The following is a 20453-nucleotide window of genomic DNA, read 5'->3' as shown; positions in this document are numbered from 1 at the left end:
GCTGCTCACGTCGCCCACCTTGTCGGCCTTCCCCCTCCAGCGAGCCGTGCGGCCGTCTTTGTCCCAGGTCGTATGCGCCGGGACGTCGATACGGCGCCCTATTCTTCAGTGAGAGATGCGGAGTTGACCACCGCCCGTTGCCTGTCCGTCCGCCGAGGGCGGGTCAGGGGTCGTGCCGGGTGAACCGCAGGCGGCCGCGAACAACACGCCGGGCGACGCCGGTGAGCATGTCCGCCAGGCCTCCCCGATCACTACCGCACGGCCCGTGCTGCGCCCCTTCGCGTCACTCCTGACGCGTGGCCTGGGCGGTGGCCTGCCGCCGTGCCTCGGTCACGATGGGCGAGGACGACAGCTCCCGCGAGAGAAGCACCATCAGTTGCGGTTTCGAGAGGGACTGCAGCGTCCCCACTCGCACCGGTAACCCGGCGTCGCCCGGGTGGGAAACCTGGACGCGGGCCGCGGCCAGCATCGCTGCCTCGGCCACCAGCGCGGCCTGATGGGCGACATGCTGGGGCGCACCGTCGCCCGCGGGCGCCGTCGGCATGCGCGGCGCGCCTCGGAAGGACTGGGTGACCGCACCGGCTGTCGCCCGCAGAAGCGTTCGCACTCCGGAAGGACCATCGGCCGCGAGTGATGCCAATGCCTCGGCGTACGCGGTCGTCCGTACCTCGTCGTCAAGATAGGGCGAGCAGGCCAGGACACCGTCCCAGATCGCCATCTCCTGTCGTGCCAGGCGGACGACGGGCGGATCCCACCAGCGGATGGCGCCCTCCGCCGGTGCACGCAGCGTCTGCATCTCCGCCCACAGGGGCTTCATGAGCCGGTACCGCCTCCAGGCACGGAGATTGTCGACCACCGGCGGCCCCACCCTCGGCACGGCGAAACCGCAGGCACAGGTGATGCCGGCCAGCATGACCAGCGGAGGGGATACGTCGGTGGAGAGGAAATCCCAATTGACGCCCTCCCAGCGGGCCGCCATGGCCGTGTACTTGGCGACCTGGTAGCTCGCGTCGAACGTGAGGCCGACGACGAGCAGGACCAAGCCGACGCGGGTGACGCCATGCACCTCGCGGATCCAGCTCACGCTCATGACGCCGAGGGCGACGGTGGCGGCTGTGTGCGCGACCATGTACAACACGATCATCTCGCGCATGCAGGGCGTGTTCGCGTAGTAGGTGTCGAGGTCCTGGGCCCGTTCCACGGGCACGTCGGCCGACGCGAACAAGACCCAGATCCCGGCGATCACCAGCCCGTACACGGCCAGTACGAGCCGGGCGGCGTGCCGGCGGGTATCGGGTGGCCCGCCCTTCCATCCGATCATCAGCGTGAGGTAGCTCGCACTGAGCGCGGTCATGCCCGTGTAGACCAGCGGGGCGCTGAAGTTCGCGACGCCGGTCGCGTCGTTGACGAGCCGGATCGTGGGCGGGGCGGACAGGATGCACACGGAGGAGCCGACCAGAAGGATCGCGCTGCTCGATGCGATGAGGGAATCCCGCCGGACTCCCGTGCCTGTCGGCAGCTTCAGTCCCGCGACGAGCAGGAGGAGAACGCCTGGAACGTAGAAGACGACGCCACTGTCCATTAGCTCGCCCCTCCTTCGTGGCAGCCGGCCAGGATCGGCCCTCCGAACGGCGGGCGGCCAGGAGGGAGGGGGTGACTGAGTGACCCGACGTGGAAGATGGAGGACTCACTTCCTGAGGCCTTCGTCAACCACGGCCGCGGCACGCGCTGTCGCGACGATGGGCGACGTGCGCAACGCGTGCGCCACATCCACCAAGGTGGCGCGCGCCGCGAGGCCGGCGGAGTGGTCGGATACATCGGAGGTGGCGGAAACGCCGTTGGACCGGGCGCGGACAGCAGCGGCGATCATGGCCGCGAGGCCGATGCGTGAAGCATCCACGGTCCCGTGGCCCGCGGCCCGGGCCGCCTCTTGCGCACGCGAGCGAACCCGGTCATCGAGATGCGGGCGGACGAGGTTCAGCCCGTCCTGGATGCCGGCCTCACGCTGGGTGAGCCGCACGGCGTACGACGAATACCAGGGGATCGGGGCGGCGAGCGAGCTACGAGGGGAGGCACTGCTGAGTTCATGCCACAGGGGACCGAGCCGCCACCAGGTCACGCCGGCGCGCCAGAGCCCGATCGCCCGCGGGCCCAGGAGGGGCACCAGGAATCCGACGGTAGCGACCGTGGCGGCCAACCCCACGAGGCCCGGCGCCAGGATGGTGCTCAGGACATCCCAGTTGTTGTCCGTCCAGCGCGCCGCCACCGCGATGAGCTTCAAGGTGCTGAACGACAGGTTCAACAGCCACGCTGCAACGAGGAGCCACAGGCCGGCTCGCAGCCATCCGCGGACCTGTAGAGCCCAGCGCCAGCACAGCGCCGTGGTTGCCACCGCGGCGATCATGTGGCCGAGCAGGTACAGCGCGATCATCTGCCCGATCCAAGGCGTGGTCGCGTAATAGGTGTCAAGGTCCGTACGCCGCTCGAAGGGGGCATCTCCCATGATGAAGAGAACGACGAGCAACGTGATCAGGACGGTGTAGCCGATCTGCCAGCGCCGGGCCAGACGCCGCACATGGCCGGCTGAGCCTCCACGCCAGTGAAGAATCAACACCAGGCAGGAGGCGCTGTAGGCGCTGACGATGGCGTAGTCGAGGGGAGCGGCGAGATTCGGGATCCCGCTGGCGTGGTTCACGGCGGCAACGGTGGGCGGGGCGGCGAAAATGAATCCGGCGCCGCCCAGGAAGATCACCCAGCAGACCGACCGGACCAGTGGGTCACGCCAGGTGCGCACCAGATCGGGCAGCTTCGCGACGAGGCCGGCCCACAGAGCGAGCGCGGGTATGTAGTAGGGCGAGGCGTTCACAGTTCAGACCTTGGGCCGCCGGTGTCCCAGTGCGGCCCCGACATGGGCCGATCTGGACCAGGTGCGTCTGCCGCGCCGGTGAGGGCGAGCCCCGGCACTCCGCGGCTCACACAGTTGATCAGACCGCTCATCGTCGAGGCCCGCGGTAGTTGAGGGCGGCACCGATGCGGCCGGCGAGGTCGTCGGTGCCGTCGGTCCCGGACGCGCCCACGGAGTGGTCGGACGCCTCGAGCAGCGCCCGGAGACGTCGCCCGAGCAGCATGCCGAACAGGTCGGCCTCCTGCTCGGTCCGCAGGCTGAAGTCCGTTCGGGCAGCGGTCGGTCGGGAGTCGTGGGAAGCGCCCAGCCGGTGCGGTGGTGCCGCGTCCCCCTGGCTCATGTGCCACACCTCGTGACCGAGGATCACGATCTGGTGCCACAGGGCGGCACGCTCCTCGATGATGACGTCGTCATAGGTGTCGCGCTCGAGCCAGAGCCCGGTCGCGGTGTTCGGGGGAAAGGCGGCCTTGTGGACGACGACCTCGCGTCCCCGCCACTCGTTGACCGACGTGACGAGCGCGGCGAACAATTCCTCGGGGTCCGCGGGAAGCTTCACCCGGATCGGATCGATGAGCGCGTCGGCAAGCCTGCGCATCTCCTTGTTCCTACGCACCATTCTCCCCGTGGTCTCTTCCGGTTCCGGGCGGCACGAAGGTCTGCCCCGAGGGCCTGAGGATGTTGCCCGGTCGATCGTGGTCGCCGTACTCCCCGACGAGCGCCACCTCGGCGGCCCTTGTCGCCCGCGTACGACGACCGCTGGGGGACGCGTGAAGCACCCGGCAACCGGTGCGAGACGCGTGGAAGGTGCGTGGCGGACGGACGCGGGATTCCATCAAGGGGGCCGAGGGCGGCGGCAGGCCGGCTCGCCGTCGGGCGCAACATCGATGGGGGCCGCTCACGGCTGGCTCCCGCTCGCCGTTCGGCGAGTTGGGCGTGAGGTTCCGCTGCCACCGAGCCTTCTCCAGGGCGCTTGCAGTGATGAGGAGTTGAGGTCTACGGAGCCTATCCGGCCTCGCCCGGGATGTTAAGTTTTCCGCATCTCCCGGAGGGCGCGGGTGTGAGTGGCCGCTGTCCTGAGCCGGCCAAGTCCCTTTGACCAGGCACTGTTGGGCCGCGTGAGCGCGAACAACTTGGCCGGATAAGGGATATGACTGGCTGATAGATGTCCCCATGGACGAGGCTGCCGCTGTCGGCACCACCGGACCCCTGGGCGTCAGGGCTGTCGGCGGGACGAGCCCTGGTCCGACGGGGCGGCGTGCGGTGGCGACGGGGGTGCGGTCATGTCGAGCAGGAGCAGCGCGTCGTGGTCGGGGGTGCCCGGTTCGGCGGTGTAGACGCCGAGGCGCTGGCCGGGGGTGCCTTCCAGGTGCATGGACTGGGGGACGAGGCTGATCGTGCCGACGTGAGGATGGTGGAACGTCTTGTGCACAGGCTTGCGGCCGGTCACCTCGTAGCGCTCCCAGAGTTTCGCGAAGTCGGGACTCTTGAGCAGGAGTTCACCGACGAGGTTGGTCAGGTCGGGGGCGTCGGGCGCGGTGCCGGCCATGGCGCGCAGCCGGGCGACGCAGGAACGGACCTGGTTGTCCCAGTCGGGGAAGAGCTCGTGGGCGGTCGGGTGGAGGAAGAGGTACCGCGCGAGGTTGCGCTGCTTGGCGGGCCAGTCGTCGAGGCCCGCGTACAGCGCGAGTCCGCCTGGGTTCCAGGCGAGGACGTCCATGCTGCGGCTGACGATGTAGGCGGGGTTGGGCCGCATGGCCTGGAGCAGCAGTTTCAGGTGCGGGCGCACGGTACGGCTCGGTGGGGGCGGCGGCTCGGGGGCGTACCGCGCGGCGCGGGCGGCCAGCTCCCGCAGGTGCTGGTGCTCCTGGTCGTCGAGCTGAAGGGCGCGGGCGAGCGAGTCGAGGACGGCGGGGCTGGGCCGGGTCTCCTTGCCGCGCTCCAGCCGTACGTAGTAATCGATGCTGATCCCGGAAAGTGTCGCGAGCTCCTCCCTGCGCAGCCCCGGAGTGCGGCGCAGCCCGGTGCCGACCGTGAGGCCGACCTGCTCCGGGGTGGTCTGTGTGCGCCGGGCCCGCAGGAACCGGCCCAGCTCCGCGCCCTCGCCTCCGCCGCTGCTGGTGGGAGTGTGCTCAGGTGCCATGGCTTCAGTGTCACACCGCACCGACCTGCTCGGCAGCGTGGCGAGGGGCCCTGCCACTACCCCCGAAGAGCTCGGCCTGCCACCCGGTCGGAAAGTGCGCGAGGGTGGACGCACGACGCCCCGCGGGGTCCGTGAGCACGGCCGCAGTGCGGGCCGGAAGCCGGATCAGGGCCCAGGAGTCGCCCACGGCGGGCGTGGGCCGGGCGACGGGGCCACAGTGAAACCGCCGGAAGGCGAGGAACCGGAGAGAGTGAATGCGCTACATCAAGCTGCGTGACCTGGAGGTCTCCCGGATCGGTCTCGGCGCGCGATGGGGATGTCCCACGGCTACACCGGCTCCGGGACCGACGAGGCGCAGTCCATCCGCACGCTGCACCGGGCCCTGGAACTGGGGGTGAACCAAGCGGGTCCACCGGGTCGAGGAGAACACCGCCGCCGACGGCATCCGGCTGACCGACGAGCAGCTCACGAGGCTCGGCAGTCTGCCCCCGGCCGCCGGCGAGACCCACGACGAGGCCGGGCGCCAGATGCTCGAACGCTGACCGGGCCGCCCGGCTCGACCGCAGACCGCCCGGCTCCCCTCGAACCACCCCCCACGCACCTGAACAGCAAGGAAAGATCTCCATGCAGACCGTCACGCTGAACAACGGCGTAGATATGCCCGTCCTCGGCTTCGGCGTCTACCAGATTCCGCCGGAGCAGACCGAGCGGGCCGTCACCGAAGCCCTCGCCGCCGGCTACCGCCTGCTCGACACGGCCGCCGCCTACGGCAACGAGGAGGCCGTCGGCCGTGCCATCAAGGGAAGCGGCATCGCCCGCGAGGACCTGTTCGTCACCACCAAACTGTGGGTCCAGGACGCACCCGCGGAGGAGAACACCCGGCGCGCCTTCGACGACTCCCTTCGCAAGCTCGGCCTGGACCACCTCGACCTGTATCTGATGCACCAGCCGTACGGCGATGTCTACGGCCAGTGGCGCGCCATGGAGACCCTCAACCGTGAGGGCCGTGCCAAGGCGATCGGCGTCGCCAACTTCTACCCCGACCGCCTCGTCGATCTGATCGCCAACAACGAGGTCACGCCCGCCGTCAACCAGATCGAGACCCACCCGTTCTTCCAGCGGGTCGCCGACCAGGACCTCATGCGGGAGCACGGCGTCCAGATCCAGTCCTGGGGCGGCTTCGCCGAGGGCAAGAACGACCTGTTCACCAACCCCCTGTTGAGCGAGATCGGTGAGAAGCACGGCAAGTCCGTGGCGCAGGTCGTGCTCCGCTGGCTGACCCAGCGCGACGTCGTGGCGATCCCCAAGTCCGTCCGCGCCGAGCGCATGGCGGAGAACATCGACATCTTCGACTTCGAACTCACCGACGAACAGATGACCGCCATCGCCGGCCTGGACACCGGGGAGACCCTGTTCTTCGACCACCACGACCCGAAGATGGTCGCCTGGCTGGCCGAACGACGCCTGGACGCCTGAACCACCCGGAGCGCGGGGCGCGGCGGACGCGGATGTCCCGGCGCGAGGACAGAGAGACATCCGCTCGCGAGGCAGGTCGTGCAGGCGCCGTCACTCGGTGTCGCCCGTCCGCCCCGCCAGCCGGGCGCGCAGCCGGGTCAGGCGGTCGATCTCGGCGTCGAGGACGGCCAGCCTGCGGTGCACGACCCCGGCACCGGGCCCGTCCGCGTCACCCGCGCACCGCTGACGCGGTTCGTCGACGAGGAGTCGGATGCGGTCGCCCAGGCCGCACAGGTCTTCCACCGTGAGCCCGAGAGCGAGCAGCTCCCGGATGACCTTGACCCGGGCCACCTCGGCCGGACCGTACTCGCGCTGCCCGGCCGCCGTGCGCCGCGGCGGTGGCAGCAGACCGCGCTCCTCGTAGAACCGCAGTGCCCGTGGCGTCGTACCCGCCGCTGCCGCCGCATCCCCGATCCGCATCCCGCCGCCCGCCTCCACCCTGTGCCGCGCTGCCGACCGCCGCGAACCGGCGGTGCCTGGGCCCCGGCACCGCGGAGTCGTCCCGCGGTCACCCCGGCAGGAGTTCCACGACGACGGTTCCGATGTGCCGCCCCTCGAACAGTTCCTGCAACGCCCGGGGCGCTCGATCGATGCCCGGGATCCGTACGTACGGGAAGACGATGCTGCCGGAGCGCAACCAGTCGCCGAACTGTTTGTTCCACTCCTCAGCCGCTTCGCCGAGATCCGCACTGCTGAATCCGCGCAACGTGACCCCCAGCGTGATGACGCGGAAGGTGTCGATCTCCGCCGGTGCCTGGGCGCCGTCGTCACCCGGATCAGACGACAGTTGCCCGGAGAGCGCGCCGACCAGCGCGAACCGCGCGCCGCGGCGCGCCGCACCCACGGCGGCGGTCAACTGCTCGCCGCCGACCGTGTCCAGCAGTACGTCGATGCCGTCCGGCGCCGCTGCGGCCAGTTGCTCGGCGAACGGAGCCGCGCCCGTCACCACCACCTCGTCATAGCCGAGATCGGCCCGGAGGCGTTCAGCCTTGTGGGCCGAGCGGGTGCTGCCGATGACCCGCGCGGCGCCCAGCAGCCGGGCCACCTGCCCGGCCAGGCTTCCCACGGCTCCCGCGGCTCCGGTGACGAGGACCGTGTCGCCGGGGCGGAGCGCGGCGAGCCGGGTCAGCGCCGCGTAGGCGGCCGCCCCCGACGACAGATACGCCACGGGATCGGGCAGCGCGTCGCCCAGCGGCGCGCATTCGGCCTCGGGCAGCAGAGCGTGTTCGCGCCAGCCGAGCAGGTGCGTCACCTCGTCTCCGGGGCGCAGCCCGCAGCCGGGGCCGACCGCGACGACCTCGCCGACGGCGGGGCCGAACAGGGCGTCGCCGACGTGGACGGGCGGCAGGGGCACGCCCTCGGGTGCGCGCCCGATGAGGGTGCGCAGCCCTGGGAAGACGAGGAAGTACCGGTTACGGACGATGACTTGGCCCGGTCCGGGCGAGGGAAGCGGCGTTTCCACGAGGGCGAAGTGGTCGGGGCGGGGGAGGTGTTCGGGCGCGTGGACGAGCCGGATCTCCCGGGTCGTGGGTGGTGGTTCGGCGGTCATCGAGCGACTCCAGGTGTCGGGTGAGAGGGCGACGGGCGCCGGTACGGGCCACGGCCGCGCCCGCCGGGCCACGGCCGGTCCGGCTGTGACTGTCGGGCCGTACCGGCTCTGTCGGCCGTACGGGTTCTGTCGGCCGTACCGGACCCGTCGGCCGTACCGGTCGACGCACGCTAATCCCTGACGCGCACGTCAAAGGCAAGGCGGCCTAGGGGGACCGTTGCCCGGACGGCTCCGGCTCCCGAGCCGTGGCACTGTGGAAGGGAGCCGGCAGACACGCCGACGCACTGTGGAAGGGGGCCGGCGGACACGCCGCCGAGTCCCCGCGGGTGTTCGGCCGCCCCTCACGGCCGCCCGTCGGCGCGAGATGCGCGGCCACCTCGCCGAAGTCCCCGTGTGAGCGAGCCGAAGGAGAGCCGGTCATGACCAGATTCCCCACCGAGCGAGCCGTCCGGACAACCCCGGAGGGCCTCCTGTGGGAGCCCAGCGAACGCTGGGTGCGCGGCCGCACGGGTGATGTCACCGTCGTCGACAGCAGGCACCCCGTGCTCGTGTGGGAGCCGGCGGTACCGGTGCCGCTGTATGCCTTCCCGCGCGAGGAGGTCCGCGCGGACCTCCTCCGCCCCGCGAAGAACCCGCCGACGGGCACGCACACCGGGTCACGGATCTTCTACGACCTCGCGCTCGACGGTGAGCTGCTGGAGAACGCGGCGTGGACGTTCCCCGCCGCCGACCTGGCCGGTCACATCGCCTTCGAATGGTTCCGCCGCGTCGGCCGGGGACTGGACCACTGGTACGAGGAGGAGGAAGAGATCTTCATCCACCCCCGCGACCCGCACAAACGGGTGGACGCCGTCCCCAGCAGCCGCCACGTCCGGGTCGAGATCGACGGCACACTCGTCGCCGACACCCACCGCCCGGTCCTGCTCTTCGAGACGGGCCTGCCGACGCGGTTCTACCTTCCGCGCGAGGACGTCCGTCTGGAGCTCCTCGTGCCCACGGACCACAGCACCGGCTGTCCCTACAAGGGCACGGCCGAGTACTGGTCGTGGCGAGGTGAGGCCGACGTCCCGCCGAACATCGTCTGGAGCTACCAGGAGCCCCTGCCCGCGGTGGGCGCGGTCAAGAACCTCCTGGCCTTCTACAACGAGGCCGTCGACATCACCGTGGACGGCGAAGGCCTGGAGCGTCCCGTCACTCCCTTCACCAAAGGGCTTGCGGAGCAGACGCCGAAATGACGGCACCCGTGGTGCTGGGCCGGCACGCGCACGAGGAAGCCGCCCCCCCAAGTCTCCCTGGTGAACGGGTAGTTCGACCGCAGGAGAGCAGGCCGCCGACGACCATGGCCCTGGGGCACCGGCAGGTCCGTGGGAGAGAGCCTGTTGTGAGACGCGGCGCGGTGGTGCGGCAGGACCGGAGCCCGGGGATGACGGAAGGCCGACGCGCGAGACGTCCTGGGGAGGCATAATCCGGGCGTGATCCTCTCCGCGCGACAGCTCGCCCTGGCCACGCTGGACCGACAACTCCTGCTCGAACGCAGGCGCCTCGACGTGGCGGAGGCGGTCCGCCAAGTCTGCGCTCTGCAGACGCAGTCACCCGCGTCGCCGTACCTGGCACTGTGGAACCGCGTGCGGGACTTCGTGCCCGAGGATCTCGACGCGGCGTTCACGGATCGCCGGATCGTGAAGGCGACCCTCATGCGGATCACCCTGCACGCCGTGCACGCCGACGACTACGCGCCCTACCACGCCGCCATGCGGAGCACTCTGCGGGCGTCGCGGCTGTACGACCGGCGCTTCACCTCGACCGAGCTGACCGATGCCGACGCCGACGCGCTGCTCCCGCAGCTTGCCGAGTTCCTGGCGCGACCCCGCACCGGCGTCGAGGTGGAGGAGGAGGTCACCGCTCGCTTCGGCGAGCACGCGCGCCGCGTGTGGTGGGCGCTGCGGACCTATGCGCCGATTCAGCATGTGCCGACCGGCGGCGCGTGGTCCTTCACCTTGCCGAATACCTACCTCGCGAGCCCCGCGGCCCCGGGGTCCGGGCCACCGGACGCGGCAGCGGGGGTCCAGCGGCTGCTGCTCGCCCACCTCCGGGCGTTCGGACCCGCGTCGGCCCAGGACTTCGCCCGGTTCACCCTGCTGGGGCGCAAGGTGATCACTCAGGCGCTGCACGAACTCGGAGACCAAGTGGTGCGGGTGACAGGCCCGGACCGTGCCGTCCTGTTCGACCTGGCAGGCGCCACGGTGCCCGCCGAGGACACCCACGCGCCGCCGAGGCTGCTGCCGATGTGGGACAGCACGCTGCTGGCCCACGCCGTCCCCGGGCGGGTCATGCCCCAGGCGTACCGGCCGCTGGTCGTCCGGCGCAATGGAGACATGCTGCCCACCCTGCTCGTCGACGGGCAGGTCGCCGGAGTGTGGCGCGCGGCCGACGGCGGGCTGGAGCTGACCGCCTTCCGCGAACTCGGCAAGGCCGCTTGGCAAGGTCTGACCGAGGAGGCGGAGAAGCTGGCGACGCTGCTCGCGGACCGGGATCCAGCCGTCTACCGGCGCTACGGACATTGGTGGGACAAGGGATTCGCCGGTGTCGAGAGCACGACGGTCAAGTTCTGACCGCGCGCTCCCGGCTCTGATCATCAGTCACGAGGCAACCTTCAGGCTCCTGTTGATCAAAATGCATGCCGTACCCGCGCCCGCATGGCCAAGACAGTTTTGCTCCGTGCGAAGATCGTGGCGTGAGTGACCTACGATTCCGCGTCGCTACTGATGACGACCTTCCTGCCATCGTTCGCCTGCGTGACGACGCTGCTCGTTGGATGCTCGCTCAGGGCATCACGGACCAGTGGCAGCCTGGCGAGCTGGACACGGGCCATTTCCGCCGAGTCATGACGAGCGGAGAGGTCTGGCTCGCGGAAGCCGCCGGCCGCCTGGCCGGGGCCTGGGAGTTGTGGTGGACGGACGAGGACGCCTGGGGACCGCAACCGCCAGTGGCCGGCTATATCCACCGCTTGATGGTGGACCGAAGCAGCGCCCCGCCGGGGACGGGGCGGCTGCTCCTTCAGGCCGCCGAGCGCCGTGTGACCGCGGCGGGGCGGGACGTGGTGCGCCTGGACTGCCTGGCCGGTAACACGCGCCTGAACGCGTACTACTTGAACGCCGGCTACCAGGTCGTCGGCCACAAGGCGGGCAAACCGCAGCCCGGCGGTGCGCCCAAGTCGTTCACTCTTCTCGAAAAGGTGGTGCCGGTTCACGGCGAGCAGGCATCGCCCGATCCTGTGGTACCGATCGAAGGCCGCCGGAAGGCCACTATTCGCTGAGCAGGGACGGCAGTTCGCCCATGTCGTGGAAGACGACGGTCCCGGGACCTTCAAGCTGTTCGACCGGGGTGAGTCCGCCGGCGTAGCCGAAGGCACGCATGCCCGCAGCGCGGGCGGCCTGGATGCCGGGCCCGCTGTCCTCGACCACCGCACAGGCTGCCGGATCAACGCCCATTCGCTGGGCAGCATGCAGGAACAGGTCCGGGGCGGGCTTGCCACGGGCGACGTCGGTGGCGCTGAAGATCCGGCCCGCAAGATGTCAGGGCAGCGCGGGTCAGGGTGCCTCAGCGCCTCAGGTGCCCCAGCACCGACCGCACCGCGCGTTCCACCGCGCGGCTCGCCTGCTCGGTGTGCTCGGTCGTCTCGAAGCCGTGGTGGCCGAGCGGTACGTCGATCACCTCGACATCGGCGTCGCACTCCTTGGCGGCGGCCAGGAACTCCTCGACCGTCACCGCGATCTCCGCACGCTCCAGTTCCACCCGGGTCACCACGATCGGCAAGCGCCCGGCGGTTCGCACCGCGTCCGCCGGCCGGAACCGGGAATCGACCCGCCCCCAGTTCGGCAGCGGTGCGAGGACCGGATAGGTCGCCGCCACACACCGCAGCCACGGCGGGGGCGCCGCGAGCCAGTCCGCCGACAGCAGCCCGCCCGCGGAGAAGTACCAGAGCGCCACACGGCTTTCGTCGACGCGTGGATCGGCCCGTACGAGGTGGACCGCTTCGGCCAGGTCATCGGCGGCCCGTCCGTAGTCGGCGAGATCGTGCAGCCGGTGGTCCAGGGTCACGCCGACTGCTCCCATGCTCGCCACATAGCGGCCGTAGCCGACGAAGGCCGGCCAGTCCCTCGGTGTCGGCCGCACGTCGGGGTGGACCGGGCCGCCGTGGACGAACACCACCGCGGGCCACGGAGAGCCGTCCTCGGCCGGGGCGTCGGGAAGGTGGAGATCGACCCGTCCGACCCGCTCGCGAGGTCGCTCCGGTACGTCCATCAGGAACGGGCGAAGGTGTGCCGGCTGCTCGCTCACGGTCACCGACACCCGGTGCCCTTCTCCCGCGGCGGCCCGGAGCAGTACCTCGGCCACTTCGTCGGCGCGGGAGAGCATCGGCCAGTGCCCGGTGTGGAGTTCGAAGAAGCTGACCCGGGGGTCGGTGAGCACCTGGAAGCGGGGGTCTCCCAGGCCCACCAGGCCCTCGACCATGGCGATGCTCGAACCGTTGGCGGTGCAGAGGACGCCGGTCGCCGGCAGCTCGGAGACAGCGCCCGAAAGCCGGAGCGGCTGAGTCAGCGTGCCCACCGGCTGCGGGACGGCGTTCTCGGCCAGTCGCGCCAGCACGGTCGGTGGGAGCCCTTCGACACTGCCCCAGCGGTGCCACTCGTCGCGAGAGGGCGGCGGGATGCGCCCCTCGTCCTCGGCAGCGTCGGCCCGGTTCAACAGCCTTTCACGGAGCGCCTGTTCGGGTACCAAGGTCAGGGCCTGGTCGCCGTTCCGGGGCATGCCCGCGTCCAAGTGGACGATCCGCGCGATCCGCTCCGGACGCCGGTCGGCGGCGCCGAGCACCGGGTAGATGCCGTAGCAGTGACCCACCATGACCACCTCCGCCGCGTCCACCTGGTCGATCACACGCAGCAGATCGTGGACATGCGTCTCCAGGTCCGTGTCGGGTCCCGCCGCGCGCGCCTGCTCACCCATGCCGGTGAGCGTCACCGGATACACCTCCGCCCCCGCCCCGCGGAGCCGGTCGGCCACTTCCTGCCAGACCCAGCCGCCGGTGTGGACGCCCGCCACCAGGATGAATGCCGTCATCACTCACTGCCTCCTTGCACACTGTGGTCCCCGCGGAGCCGGCCGTACCGTCGCTCCGCGCTCGCCGGTACGGTAGGAACTCCCCCTGAGGGAGGTTCAAGTCGTGCCGCCTGACAGCATGTGGAGCATCGGAGAGCTCGCCGAGCGCGCGGGCGTCACCGTCAAGACCGTCCGCTTCTACTCGGACCGCGGTCTGCTGCCCGAAGGCGCCCGCAGTTCCGGTGGCCACCGCCGCTACGGCCCCGACGCGCTCGACCGGCTGCACCTGATCCGCTCCCTGCGCACCCTCGACCTGCCGGTTCCCGAAGTGGGCCGGATCCTGGACGAGAAGGACACGCTGGAGGACGTCGTCGCGGGGAAGCTGCGGCAGATCGGCTCGCGGCTGGCTGCGCTGCGCTGGCAGGAGGCCGCCCTCCAACTCCTCCAGGAATGCGCCCCCGAGGAACGCGCCGAGCGACTGCGGCTGATCGGTGCCGTGGCCGTCCCGCCCAGCACGGCACCCCTCGCACGCTTCTGGCGGCGCTGGCTGCCGCCGCGGCTCCCGGCCCGGCTGGTCTCCGCCATCGTCGATCAGGCAGTTCCGCAGCTCCCCGAGGGCCCGACTCCGGCCCAGGTGCTGGCCTTCACCCGGCTGTACGCCTTCGTCACCGCGCCCTGCCCCGGCACCGGTCAGGGCCAGCCCGCGGCACACGGGCCAGACGGGGGCCGCCCGGCCGTGCTCTACGACGGTCTCGGCGAGGCATACGGGCTGGCCGCGCGCCAGGTGCGAGCGGAGCGGTCACCCCACGAGGGCGAGGCACTCGACTGTTTCGTCTCCGCCTACGCGCGCTCGCGCGGGACGCGGGACACACCTGTCTTCCGGCGCCGGCTGAGCGGGCTGCTGGCCGCGGACCCCCGTATCGACCGCTACTGGGATCTCACCGCCGAACTCACCGGCCCGTCGGAACCGACCCCCGGCGCCACCCATGACTGGCTCTGTGCGGCGCTGGACGAACAGATCGCCCACACGGCGGGCTGAACCGGGCGGCACGGCGGGTGGCGGCCCCACAAGCCGTCGCCTCCGCCGTCAGGGACCCGCGGATGAAACGGATGCCCCGAGCACCGTCCGGCCGGTGACGACCCATCAGCGAACGGGCCGGCGCTGTCGGCTCCCTCGGGGCCGGCCACTACCGGGGCGGCGGCCCGACGCACCGATGTGCGGCCGTGCGAACGCTCGCGCCGCTTCCGTGCAAGTACGGGATGAGACCGCCACCCGGTGGACTCGGACAGGAGATTCCATGGACCCGGACGAGGATCTGCTGGTTCGCGCCGCACGCGAACCGGCGGCATTCGAGCCCCTGGTCGATCGGCATTCCGTCGCCCTGCACGGCTATCTCGTACGCCGTGCGCCGACAGCCGCCGACGACCTTCTCTCCGAGGTATGGCTGCAGGCCTACGCCACCCGCCACACCTACGACGTCGCGCGCGGCTCGGCCAGAGGCTGGCTGTTCGGCGTCGCCAGGAACGTACTGGCCCGGCACTGGCAGACCGTGTCCCGGGCGACCGGCGCTCCGCAGCCGTCGTCGGAGGCCTCGGAGGGTGACCCGTGGCAGGCGGTCGACCAGCGACTGGACGCCGCCGCGATGGGGCCCGAACTGCGCAGCGGGCTCGCCCGGCTTCCCGAGTCGGAGCGCGAGTTGCTCCTGCTCGTGGCCTGGGAGCAGTTGACGCCGACCGAGGCGGCGGCCGTCGTCGGCATCCCCGCCGGCACCGCCCGCTCCCGTCTGCACCGGGCCCGCACCCGACTGCGCGTCGGACTGTCCGGGACCACGCTCACGAACCTGACGGGAGACTTCGCATGACGCACAAGGACCAGGACACCCACGTACTCGACTTCCCCGGCGCCACGGCCCTCAAGGACGCCGGCCGGACCGGGCCGCCCGACCCCGCGGTGCTGGCGACGGCCCAGTCCCTCGTCCGCAGGGCGATCGCGGCGGACACCGAGCACGCCGTACCCACCACCACCTCAGCCACCGTCGTGGTGGCGCCCCGCTTCGGCAGGCGCCGACTCGTCGCCTGCGCCGCCGCGGTCGCGGCCGTCGCGGCGGGTGTGGCCGTCCTCCCGGTGGTCGGCGTCGGCAGCGACCCGGCGGCCAGTGCCTCGGCGGCCGACCTCTTCAACACCATGGCCGACCGCGCCGCTTCCGGGAGTCAGCGGAACGCCCCGTACTGGAAGACCACCGTGAAGTCCTGGGTGGAAGGCGACCGGACCCACACCGACGACACCTACCTGAGCCGGGACAAGCTCGTCATCAAGACCCAGAACGGCCGCACCATCACCAAGAAGGCTCCGCCGGGCGGCGTCACCTGGAGTGTCGGCGACCGGAAGGTGAGCTGGGACGGCCTCGACAAGCTCCCCACCCGGCCGGACGCACTGCGCCGTGTCCTGTCCGAGGGCGCCGAGGGACCCGCCGCCGCCGAGCGGACGGTCCGGCAGTCGGCTCAGCTTTTGACCGAGGCGCCCGCCTCTCCGCGACTGCGCGCCGCGCTCTTCCGCGTTCTGGCGGACACGCCCGGTGCCAAGGTGACGGAACGAGTGAAGGACGGAGCCGGCCGGATCGGCACCGAGATCTCCTGGAAGTGGTCCAAGAACTTCGCGCACAGCCCCCACGATCCGAACTGGATCGTGAGGCCGTCCGACGGGCAGATCCTGGAGTGCAACAGCGTGCGGGCCGACGACGCGGACCACATCACTGGCCGGGCCACGTTCCTGTACACCGGGCCGGCCGACAGCGTGCGCTGAGCCGTCGTCAGCGGGAACCGCGGAACCGGCCGTCCACGGTTCCCGCCTCGACGGGATCGCAGTCGCTCAGAACGCCCACCGCGTATGGGTGTAGACCCCGTCGTCGCGACCGAAGCCGTACCCCGTCGTCGGGGCCACCGCGAACACCATGGCATCGCCTTTCCGGAAGGCGTCCCCGATCCCGTGGAAGGTGCCCTCCGGGGATGTGATGTGCGGCCCGTACTTCGCCTCGTAGGCCGCGATCACCGCCTCCAGCACCGCCGGATCGGCCACCGGCTCCGCCTCGCCCTCGATCACGAGGTCGAGGCCTTCGGTGAGCGAGTTCCCTCCGGTGGTCAGCGCGCAGTGGCCGTCATGGGCGAGGTTCTTCGCCTTCTGCTCTCCTTTGCCGGTGGAGAAGTACAGCACCCCGTCGTGCCAGGCGGCGATCACCGGAGTGACGTGCAGGCGACCGTCGGGCCGCACCGTGGACACCCAGTAGATCTCGGCGGCCGCCAGCCGCCGCTGGGCCTGCGCCCACTCGGTCGCGGTGACGTCCGCGGCACCAGGGCGGGGGTTGAGCGCGGAACTGTAGCGGGCGTCGAGCTCGGTCGTGGGTCGCTGGGCGGGTTTGTGCGTCGGCATGGTGGATCTCCTTTTCTCTCTCCCCGATAACGACCGGTCGCCCGCGCCGAAATCATCGCCGTGCCTGATTGTTCGTCTGCGCGCCCGCCCGATCGGGGGCAGCGGACGCACGGGGCAGGGACAGCGGGATGTGCGGTGCGACCAGTCGTGCCTGTGCGACCAGTCGTGCCTGTGAGACGGTGGTGGCATGACCATCGCCGTGCGTCCGGCTTCGGTCTTCGAGGATGTCCGTACGCTGGTCGGCCCGAAGTCACCGACAGCCACCGTCTGCTGGTGCCTGAGCCACCGCATCCCCTCCAAGCTCAACAACGAACTGCGTGGTCCGGCTCGCGGCGAGTACGTCGCCGAGCTGTGCCGAAGGCAGCCTGCTCCAGGGGTGCTCGCCTACGACGGTGGCGAGCCGGTCGGCTGGGCCGCCGTGGCGCCACGCTCGGACACCCCCTTCGCCCGCAGTCGCAAGATCCCGGACATCGACGACCTCCCGGTGTGGTCGCTGTGGTGCGTCCGCGTACGCCCCGGCCACCGCGGGAAGGGGATCTCGCACGTCCTCATCGCGGGTGCGGTCGACTTCGCCCGGTCGCACGGCGCGCCGGCTGTCGAGGCGTACCCGCTCGACAACGGCGACGCGAAGGTGGACCTGACGATGGCGTACGCAGGGCTGCGGAAGAACTTCGAACGCGCCGGCTTCGTCCACGCCGCCGACACCACCTCGGTGCTGGCCGGTCACCCGCGCGTCCTGATGCGACTCGACCTGCGCTGACGGCCGGGCCACCGGCGTAGCGAGCGGCTCAGAAGCAACTCCCGCCCGGGCCGCAGCGGTTGGGGTCATCGCGTCAGCCGCCGCCGAGGTGTTTCCCGGGTTTCTCGCACGCCTGGATATATCGTCTCAGTGACGATAACGTGAGGCTGCAGGCGTCGCGGGTGTGGACTTCCGCGTACGCCGTCGACCACCCATGTCCGAGAGGAACTTGCATGCCTTCCACGCGCTCTCGCCCGATGCGTTCAGGCGGCACGAACACGACGGTTCTGCTCATCCCGCAGGACCCGACGTGGCTGTACGACTTCTACCTGACCCACGACCTTGTGCTGGCGCCGTATCACGCGGCCTGGTCCATGCGCCGGCGCCTCGTCGACGAGGAGATCGATGTCGCCTACCCGCCAGGGCTGGAACACGTGCCCGAACTCGACGCCCCCACCTGCCTCGACGCCTGGAGCCGGATCCACCACGCGCTCCCGACGGCACTGCGCAGCAGATGGGCGGTGCACGACACTTCCCAGGACCCCACGCGGGACAGTGCCCTGTTCGCTCCGGACGGCAGGCCGCTGATCCCGCTGCATCCCGTGACCGTGGCGGAGGACGATCTGCGCGCGCTCAAGGGCGTTCGCCGAGCCGTACGCACCGGCGCCGAGGCCCACCCCTCCCTGGTCGTGACCCGTCGAGCGGACGGTTCGGTGGACATCGAGAGCGTCGCCGGCCCCGGTGACTATCTCGGGACGATCGACCGCACGGTGGCGGTACTCACGCTCACCTCCGACGACGACGTCTCCATTCTGGCCGCCGCCCTGGCAACCGACCGGCCGGGCGACGCCGCGCACGGCGTCCGCCTGTCCGACCACGAGTACGCGGCCTACGAACGGTTCGCGGACCGGCTCGCGGCAGCGGCCATGACGGGGGAGTTCATCGGCGAGCGAGCTCTGTTCAGGGCCAGATACTGACGGTTCTCGTGCGACCTCCGGGAGTCGGGGCCCGGTCAGGAAGCGACCCTGGCGTTCAGCCCGTAGTCCAGCTCCGAGCCATCGACCAGCACCGCTTCGACCGTACGCGTACGGGGGTCGATGTCGGCCACGATCCCTTCCCCGGCGTAGCGCGGGTAGCCCGTCCCGCCTGTCTCGCCGGTCGCTTCGACGACTGCCGTTCGCACAGCCGAGTCCTGCGGGGAGACAGCGTCCGTGTTCTCGATGTGTTCGGGGACGAGCAGGATGGTGAAGCGCTGCGGCTCGGTAGTCATGCTCCGGTATTTAAGTGCCTCTGCCGCCAACCGTTGCGCAGGCGCACGGCGGGTCTCCTTGCACCGGCTCCGCCGTGCCGGGAGGCAGAGACGCGTCCCGTCAGTGCCCGGTCCTGCGCGGCTGCGGTTCGGTGCCCTCGCCCGCGCGGTCGGCATCCGGCGCGGCGACCTGTCTCCCGTCGGCACCGAGCGGCTGACCCAGGGCGGGGATGCGGCCGGGCGGGGTGTGCCCCGTGTCCGCGGACTGCCGGGCCGGCCGCTGCCGCAGGGCACCAGATCCAGGCTGCCGACCGTCTCGTCGAACACGACCGGCGCCGCGGACCAGGGCCCGCGAGGCGAAGGACGTCGAGGTGACCGTGCCGACCCGCAGGGCGGCCGACGGCCGGGCTGTGGACTCGCGGTCGGCCGAGCGGGCGACGGCAGCGGGATACGCCTCGCCAGGGGGAAGGCATCCGATCATGTGGCCCACCTGGTCGCTCACGGAACCCACGACGGCGTCTCGGCCGCTGGGCCACCGTTCGCCGAACCGGCGGATGCATGCGGTGCATGCGGGTGCAGCCCTGCGCCTGAGCGGCGGTGACCGTTTCCGCAGACGGGTTCGACAGAGCGCCGACCGTCGAGACCAGAATGGGTGAATCGTGAAGCGCACGACAGCGGAACCACGAACGCGTGAGACTTCGCCGGCCGACGGTCGCGGGAGGGGAAGGGGAAGGGTCCGGCGGCTGGCGGCCGTGACCGGGTTCCTCGTGCTGTGCGCACTGCCCACCGGACCGGTGGGAGCCGCACAGGCGGATGCGCACCCACGGTCCCGACCACCGCTGTTCGTGTCCGACTACGGCAACGACCGGGTGGTGAGACTGCCGGCGAACGGGGGCGGTCAGAGCACCGTGCCTCTCGTCGGCGTGGTGCGTCCCACCGGTATGGCCTGGAACGCCGACCGCGATCTCTATGTGTCCGACACAGGTGACAACCGGGTGGTGAAGCTGCATGCGAAGGGCGGGGAGCAGTCCACCGTCCCCACCGTCGGACTGTCACGCCCGCTGGGTCTCGCCGTCGACGCCCACGGCAGCCTCTACATCGCCGACAGCTTCAACGACCGCGTGGTGAAGGTGCCCTCCGACGGGAGTGGTCAGACCACCGTCCCCACCACAGGGCTGCTCCATCCCTGGGGCCTGGCGCTGGAGAGCGACGGGGACCTGTACATCTCCGACTTCGTCAACGACCGCGTCGTGAAGGTCGCCGCGGACGGGAGCGGTCAGACCACCGTCCCCACCGTCGGCCTGTCCCAGCCGACCGGGCTGGCGCTGAACGCCGCAGGGGACCTGTACATCTCGGACAGCGGCAACAACCGCGTGGTCAAGGTGTCCGCGGGCAGTGGTGCGCAGAGCACGGTGCCTGTCACCGGTCTGAGCGATCCGCTGGGCCTCGCTCTCGACGGCCGCGGCAGTCTCTACGTCGCCGACGGCTTCAACAACCGGGTGGTACGAGTCCGCGAGGCGGGCGGTGGACAGGTCACGCTTCCCTTCTCCGGCCTCAACACCCCGACCGGTGTCGCCTTCCCGCCGACGAACGGGCGGCCCGAGGTTCATCCGGCGACCACACCACCCCGCAGGCTGCCGAGGCCGGGGCCGGCCTGACCGACGATCTGCCCGGGGGTGATCACTCAGGCGAGATGTTCACGGGCTGCCTGTCCATGGAGTCCGGCTCCTCGTTCCAGTCCGGCCCCATGCACGGCTCCCCGCTTGCCGCGGCACCGGGCCCGAGCGGACCAGCCCGGGCCCGTCCTGAGCCGCGCCCGACGGGCCGGT

The 20453-nt window shown here is 71.0% G+C and carries 20 protein-coding genes and 2 pseudogenes; 11 read left to right on the top strand and 11 right to left on the bottom strand.

Annotated features, from left to right (window positions below; genetic code table 11):
- Positions 1–283: 283 nt before the first annotated feature.
- The 4 genes from ACFWBT_RS07265 to ACFWBT_RS07250 all read right to left on the bottom strand — a co-directional run bounded on the left by ACFWBT_RS07265 (position 284) and on the right by ACFWBT_RS07250 (position 5045).
- The gene (locus ACFWBT_RS07265; protein ID WP_385697001.1) at positions 284–1582 is read right to left on the bottom strand and encodes a hypothetical protein; all 1299 of its coding nucleotides are present in this window, start codon (positions 1580–1582) and stop codon (positions 284–286) included.
- Between the two features lie 105 nt (positions 1583–1687).
- Positions 1688–2866 carry an MAB_1171c family putative transporter gene (locus tag ACFWBT_RS07260; RefSeq protein ID WP_385697000.1) on the bottom strand — a complete coding sequence of 393 codons (1179 nt, stop codon included), beginning with the start codon at positions 2864–2866 and terminating at the stop codon, positions 1688–1690.
- Between the two features lie 127 nt (positions 2867–2993).
- Positions 2994–3500, bottom strand: coding sequence for a toxin (locus tag ACFWBT_RS07255; RefSeq protein ID WP_385696998.1), 507 nt, complete (start codon positions 3498–3500; stop codon positions 2994–2996).
- 618 nt (positions 3501–4118) lie between these two features.
- A complete protein-coding gene (locus tag ACFWBT_RS07250) occupies positions 4119–5045 on the bottom strand; it encodes a helix-turn-helix transcriptional regulator (protein ID WP_385696996.1) in 927 nt (308 codons plus the stop codon).
- Between the two features lie 254 nt (positions 5046–5299).
- On the opposite strand from ACFWBT_RS07250, the pseudogene ACFWBT_RS07245 reads away from it, so the two are divergent.
- Together ACFWBT_RS07245 and ACFWBT_RS07240 are read left to right on the top strand one after the other, a co-directional pair.
- Positions 5300–5442 (top strand): annotated as a pseudogene (locus tag ACFWBT_RS07245) (aldo/keto reductase); the annotation flags it as partial.
- A 227-nt stretch (positions 5443–5669) separates the two neighbouring features.
- Entirely contained in the window at positions 5670–6521 is an 852-nt protein-coding gene (locus ACFWBT_RS07240; RefSeq protein ID WP_385696994.1) for an aldo/keto reductase, read from the top strand.
- Between the two features lie 90 nt (positions 6522–6611).
- Here the strand turns inward: ACFWBT_RS07240 and ACFWBT_RS07235 are convergent, their stop codons facing one another.
- Entirely contained in the window at positions 6612–6980 is a 369-nt protein-coding gene (locus ACFWBT_RS07235; protein WP_385696992.1) for a MerR family transcriptional regulator, read from the bottom strand.
- A gap of 88 nt (positions 6981–7068) precedes the next feature.
- Complete coding sequence (locus ACFWBT_RS07230) at positions 7069–8109, bottom strand: MDR family NADP-dependent oxidoreductase (RefSeq protein ID WP_385696990.1); 1041 nt, start codon at positions 8107–8109, stop codon at positions 7069–7071.
- A 419-nt stretch (positions 8110–8528) separates the two neighbouring features.
- Here ACFWBT_RS07230 and ACFWBT_RS07225 point away from each other — a divergent pair, with 419 nt between their 5' ends.
- From ACFWBT_RS07225 to ACFWBT_RS07215, 3 genes are all read left to right on the top strand, one after another.
- Positions 8529–9344 carry a DUF427 domain-containing protein gene (locus ACFWBT_RS07225; protein ID WP_385696988.1) on the top strand — a complete coding sequence of 272 codons (816 nt, stop codon included), beginning with the start codon at positions 8529–8531 and terminating at the stop codon, positions 9342–9344.
- 237 nt (positions 9345–9581) lie between these two features.
- On the top strand, positions 9582–10721 hold the full coding sequence (locus ACFWBT_RS07220; RefSeq protein ID WP_385696986.1) for a winged helix DNA-binding domain-containing protein: 1140 nt from the start codon (positions 9582–9584) through the stop codon (positions 10719–10721).
- Positions 10722–10843: 122 nt separating this feature from the next.
- Positions 10844–11425 carry a GNAT family N-acetyltransferase gene (locus ACFWBT_RS07215; RefSeq protein WP_385696984.1) on the top strand — a complete coding sequence of 194 codons (582 nt, stop codon included), beginning with the start codon at positions 10844–10846 and terminating at the stop codon, positions 11423–11425.
- Here ACFWBT_RS07215 and ACFWBT_RS07210 read toward each other — a convergent pair.
- Positions 11415–11675 (bottom strand): annotated as a pseudogene (locus ACFWBT_RS07210) (HAD family hydrolase); the annotation flags it as partial. The gene ACFWBT_RS07215 and the pseudogene ACFWBT_RS07210 overlap by 11 nt on opposite strands.
- Positions 11676–11709: 34 nt before the next feature.
- A complete protein-coding gene (locus ACFWBT_RS07205; protein WP_385696982.1) occupies positions 11710–13230 on the bottom strand; it encodes an alpha/beta fold hydrolase in 1521 nt (506 codons plus the stop codon).
- A gap of 103 nt (positions 13231–13333) precedes the next feature.
- On the opposite strand from ACFWBT_RS07205, the gene ACFWBT_RS07200 reads away from it, so the two are divergent.
- The 3 genes from ACFWBT_RS07200 to ACFWBT_RS07190 all read left to right on the top strand — a co-directional run bounded on the left by ACFWBT_RS07200 (position 13334) and on the right by ACFWBT_RS07190 (position 16012).
- Positions 13334–14248 (top strand): MerR family transcriptional regulator, encoded by a 915-nt coding sequence (locus ACFWBT_RS07200; RefSeq protein ID WP_385696980.1) that lies wholly within the window; start codon positions 13334–13336, stop codon positions 14246–14248.
- A 259-nt stretch (positions 14249–14507) separates the two neighbouring features.
- Positions 14508–15071 carry an RNA polymerase sigma factor gene (locus ACFWBT_RS07195; RefSeq protein WP_385696978.1) on the top strand — a complete coding sequence of 188 codons (564 nt, stop codon included), beginning with the start codon at positions 14508–14510 and terminating at the stop codon, positions 15069–15071.
- On the top strand, positions 15068–16012 hold the full coding sequence (locus tag ACFWBT_RS07190; RefSeq protein WP_385696976.1) for a hypothetical protein: 945 nt from the start codon (positions 15068–15070) through the stop codon (positions 16010–16012). The genes ACFWBT_RS07195 and ACFWBT_RS07190 overlap by 4 nt, the downstream gene beginning before the upstream one ends.
- Positions 16013–16078: 66 nt before the next feature.
- On the opposite strand, the gene ACFWBT_RS07185 is transcribed toward ACFWBT_RS07190, so the two are convergent.
- A complete protein-coding gene (locus ACFWBT_RS07185) occupies positions 16079–16636 on the bottom strand; it encodes a pyridoxamine 5'-phosphate oxidase family protein (protein ID WP_385696974.1) in 558 nt (185 codons plus the stop codon).
- Between the two features lie 187 nt (positions 16637–16823).
- On the opposite strand from ACFWBT_RS07185, the gene ACFWBT_RS07180 reads away from it, so the two are divergent.
- The gene (locus ACFWBT_RS07180; RefSeq protein ID WP_385696973.1) at positions 16824–17396 is read left to right on the top strand and encodes a GNAT family N-acetyltransferase; all 573 of its coding nucleotides are present in this window, start codon (positions 16824–16826) and stop codon (positions 17394–17396) included.
- A 212-nt stretch (positions 17397–17608) separates the two neighbouring features.
- Positions 17609–18352 (top strand): hypothetical protein, encoded by a 744-nt coding sequence (locus tag ACFWBT_RS07175; protein ID WP_385696971.1) that lies wholly within the window; start codon positions 17609–17611, stop codon positions 18350–18352.
- 35 nt (positions 18353–18387) lie between these two features.
- On the opposite strand, the gene ACFWBT_RS07170 is transcribed toward ACFWBT_RS07175, so the two are convergent.
- Together ACFWBT_RS07170 and ACFWBT_RS07165 are read right to left on the bottom strand one after the other, a co-directional pair.
- Entirely contained in the window at positions 18388–18645 is a 258-nt protein-coding gene (locus ACFWBT_RS07170; protein ID WP_385696970.1) for a hypothetical protein, read from the bottom strand.
- Between the two features lie 100 nt (positions 18646–18745).
- Positions 18746–19126: a hypothetical protein gene (locus tag ACFWBT_RS07165; protein WP_385696968.1), complete on the bottom strand. Its 381-nt coding sequence runs from the start codon at positions 19124–19126 to the stop codon at positions 18746–18748.
- 250 nt (positions 19127–19376) lie between these two features.
- Here ACFWBT_RS07165 and ACFWBT_RS07160 point away from each other — a divergent pair, with 250 nt between their 5' ends.
- Positions 19377–20282: a hypothetical protein gene (locus tag ACFWBT_RS07160; RefSeq protein WP_385696966.1), complete on the top strand. Its 906-nt coding sequence runs from the start codon at positions 19377–19379 to the stop codon at positions 20280–20282.
- Positions 20283–20453: the final 171 nt, after the last annotated feature.

It is taken from the genome of Streptomyces sp. NPDC060027 (assembly GCF_042737005.1).
Taxonomy (GTDB): domain Bacteria; phylum Actinomycetota; class Actinomycetes; order Streptomycetales; family Streptomycetaceae; genus Streptomyces.
Note: the sequence above shows the minus strand (reverse complement) of the source record. Positions and strands in the feature narration are given on the sequence as shown.

Excerpts from the sequence above, each read along its gene's own strand:
- ACFWBT_RS07190 (WP_385696976.1), top strand. The coding sequence starts at position 15,068 with ATGACGCACAAGGACCAGGACACCCACGTACTCGACTTCCCCGGCGCC.
- ACFWBT_RS07240 (WP_385696994.1), top strand. The coding sequence starts at position 5,670 with ATGCAGACCGTCACGCTGAACAACGGCGTAGATATGCCCGTCCTCGGC.
- ACFWBT_RS07225 (WP_385696988.1), top strand. The coding sequence starts at position 8,529 with ATGACCAGATTCCCCACCGAGCGAGCCGTCCGGACAACCCCGGAGGGC.
- ACFWBT_RS07205 (WP_385696982.1), bottom strand. The coding sequence starts at position 13,230 with ATGACGGCATTCATCCTGGTGGCGGGCGTCCACACCGGCGGCTGGGTC.
- ACFWBT_RS07265 (WP_385697001.1), bottom strand. The coding sequence starts at position 1,582 with ATGGACAGTGGCGTCGTCTTCTACGTTCCAGGCGTTCTCCTCCTGCTC.
- ACFWBT_RS07180 (WP_385696973.1), top strand. The coding sequence starts at position 16,824 with ATGACCATCGCCGTGCGTCCGGCTTCGGTCTTCGAGGATGTCCGTACG.
- ACFWBT_RS07175 (WP_385696971.1), top strand. The coding sequence starts at position 17,609 with ATGCCTTCCACGCGCTCTCGCCCGATGCGTTCAGGCGGCACGAACACG.
- ACFWBT_RS07235 (WP_385696992.1), bottom strand. The coding sequence starts at position 6,980 with ATGCGGATCGGGGATGCGGCGGCAGCGGCGGGTACGACGCCACGGGCA.
- ACFWBT_RS07255 (WP_385696998.1), bottom strand. The coding sequence starts at position 3,500 with ATGCGCAGGCTTGCCGACGCGCTCATCGATCCGATCCGGGTGAAGCTT.
- ACFWBT_RS07250 (WP_385696996.1), bottom strand. The coding sequence starts at position 5,045 with ATGGCACCTGAGCACACTCCCACCAGCAGCGGCGGAGGCGAGGGCGCG.
- ACFWBT_RS07195 (WP_385696978.1), top strand. The coding sequence starts at position 14,508 with ATGGACCCGGACGAGGATCTGCTGGTTCGCGCCGCACGCGAACCGGCG.
- ACFWBT_RS07230 (WP_385696990.1), bottom strand. The coding sequence starts at position 8,109 with ATGACCGCCGAACCACCACCCACGACCCGGGAGATCCGGCTCGTCCAC.
- ACFWBT_RS07170 (WP_385696970.1), bottom strand. The coding sequence starts at position 18,645 with ATGACTACCGAGCCGCAGCGCTTCACCATCCTGCTCGTCCCCGAACAC.
- ACFWBT_RS07185 (WP_385696974.1), bottom strand. The coding sequence starts at position 16,636 with ATGCCGACGCACAAACCCGCCCAGCGACCCACGACCGAGCTCGACGCC.